The sequence below is a fragment of the Blastococcus saxobsidens genome (assembly GCF_010682065.1).
GTDB classification, from domain to species: domain Bacteria; phylum Actinomycetota; class Actinomycetes; order Mycobacteriales; family Geodermatophilaceae; genus Blastococcus; species Blastococcus saxobsidens_B.
Genome location: NZ_JAAGWG010000063.1, coordinates 1 through 2,449, shown reverse-complemented (window position 1 = coordinate 2,449; position 2,449 = coordinate 1). Strand labels below are relative to the sequence as shown.

At 71.9% G+C, this 2,449-nt stretch carries 1 protein-coding gene and 2 pseudogenes; all 3 read left to right on the top strand.

What is annotated here, in order from left to right; translation table 11 throughout:
- A pseudogene (locus tag GCU60_RS19650) lies at positions 1-189 on the top strand (transposase); the annotation flags it as partial.
- Between the two features lie 49 nt (positions 190-238).
- The gene (locus GCU60_RS19645; RefSeq protein ID WP_163208326.1) at positions 239-2,341 is read left to right on the top strand and encodes an ISAzo13 family transposase; all 2,103 of its coding nucleotides are present in this window, start codon (positions 239-241) and stop codon (positions 2,339-2,341) included.
- Positions 2,342-2,348: 7 nt separating this feature from the next.
- Positions 2,349-2,449 (top strand): annotated as a pseudogene (locus GCU60_RS19980) (transposase); the annotation flags it as partial.

Genomic DNA, 2,449 nt, shown 5'->3' with positions numbered 1-2,449 from the left:
GAGATCCTCGGTCTGCAGGTCACCTCCGCCGAGGACGGCGCCGGCTGGCTGGCGTTCTTCCGGGACCTGACCGCCCGTGGGCTGACCGGCGTTGCGCTGGTGACCTCCGACGCGCACGCCGGCCTGGTGGGCGCGATCGGCGCCACTCTGCCCGGGGCCGGCTGGCAGCGCTGCCGCACGCACTGGGCCTGTCAGGAAACAAGCTGTCCTTTCCCAGTTCTGCGGTCGACGATCTGCTATGCGCGTCGACGACGAGATCCGGAACCAGCTCGCCACCCGGTTCGAGGTGCTCTTGCCGCATCTCGACGAGCGGCAGCAACGGCTGGCGCTGGGAACCGAGGCCCGGCTGCTGGGGCACGGGGGCGTGGCTGCGGTGGCGGCGGCGGCCCGGGTCAGCCCGACCACGGTGCGCCGCGGCGTGACCGAGTTGGACTCCGGCGAGGAGTCGCTGCCGGTCGGGCGGGTCCGTCGGGCCGGCGGAGGACGTAAGCCGGTCACCGCACGCGATCCCGAGCTGGTGGCGGCTCTGCTCGGCCTGGTCGAGCCGAACGCCCGGGGCGATCCGATGTCGCCGCTGCGTTGGACGACCAAGTCGCTGCGGCATCTGGCCACCGAGCTCAGCGAGCACGGCCATCCGGTCTCCGCACCGACGGTGGGACATCTGCTTCGTGAGCATGGCTTCAGCCTGCAGGGCACGGCCAAGACGCTGGAAGGCAAGCAGCATCCCGACCGGGATGCGCAGTTCGCCTACATCAACGAGCAGGTCAAGGCCCATCAAGCCGCCGGGGCGCCGGTGGTCAGCGTGGATGCCAAGAAGAAGGAGCAGCTCGGGCAGCTGCCGGCGGCCGGGCGGGAATGGCGACCGAAGGGCGATCCGGTCGAAGTGGAGGACCACAGCTTCTTCAGCATGGGGCCCGACGTGCCGCTGGCCATTCCGTACGGCGTCTACGACCTGGGCACCGACGCCGGCTGGGTCAACGTCGGGGTCGACCACGACACCTCGGCGTTCGCGGTCGCCTCGATCCGCCGCTGGTGGGCCGCGCGCGGTGCGGCCGACCATCCGGGCGCGACCAAGCTGTTGATCACCGCGGACGCGGGCGGCTCCAACAGCTACCGCTACCGGTTGTGGAAGGCCGAGCTGGCGGCGCTGGCCGCCGAGACCGGCCTGACGATCACGGTCTGTCATTTCCCGCCGGGCACCTCGAAGTGGAACAAGATCGAGCACCGGCTGTTCTCGCAGATCACCATGAACTGGCGCGGCCGCCCGCTGACCAGCCACCAAGTCGTCGTCGCCACCATCGCCTCGACCCGCACCCGCACCGGACTGCGAGTCGAAGCCGCACTCGACACCGGCAGCTACCCACTCGGCGTCGCCGTGCCCCTCAGCGAACTTCGCCGGTTGCCGATCAGCCGGCACGCCCAGCACGGCGCCTGGAACTACACCATCGCTCCGACCGGCGACTCCCAGACCGGGCCGGTGCGCGCCGACGAACGGGCCGGCGCCCGCGCCCGGGCGTTAGCCGTCCTCGCCGACGAACGGCTGACCGGCATGACGGCCACCGAGCTGACCGCGCTCGCCGCGCTGCTCGCCCCGGCGCAGGCCGCCCTGGCCGCCCAGCGGCGGTTCGAGCAGCGCGGCGGGCCGCGGCGCCGCGCGGCCGGCGCGGGCAGCACCGGGCTGCTCACCGACGCCGACCGGGTGCTGGTCACCGTCGTCTATCAGCGCCAGCTCTGCTCGATGAACGTGCTCTCCGACCTGCTCGGGGTCAACGCGAACTCCATCGGCCAAGCCATCGCCGACACCCGCCAGCTGCTCGTTGAGCACGGCCGCACGATTCCGGCGAGCACGCTGCGCTTCGCCACCGCAGATGCGCTCACCGAGTTCGCGTCAGGCAGCCGCCCGGAACCGGCGCGCCCGCGGCTGCCCGAACGGCTCGCCGCCCCGGCGCTGACCGGCATGACGCGAGCCGAGCTCGCCGCCCTGATCGGCCGGGTCGTGCCCGTGCTGGCTGCCCGCGCCGAACGGCATCGACATCGACACCGCGGCGGTGAACGGCTGCCCGGCGCCCGCGGCGGCGTCTTCATGCAGAAGATCACCGATGAAGAACGGGTACTGGCCACCGTGCTCTACCGGCGCGGCCTGGGAACCCACGACACCTTCGCCCAGCTGTTCGAGGTCAGCCGCCGCACCATCGGGGGCGCGCTGCGCGAGGTCGGTCCGCTCCTGGACCAGAACGGCTACATCGCCACGCCGGCTGCCACCCGGTTCACCACCGCAGCCGAGCTCCTCGCCTCGCTGCCAGACCCGAACACCGACGACATGGACACGCCGACAACTTGATTCTTTACAGGCCCACTACGCGGCGAACTTGATGGCGGCCACGCCGAAGGCGTCCTGGCCGTGGGTGCGGGCGCTGCTGCACTCGGTCTACGACCAGCCCGACGCCGC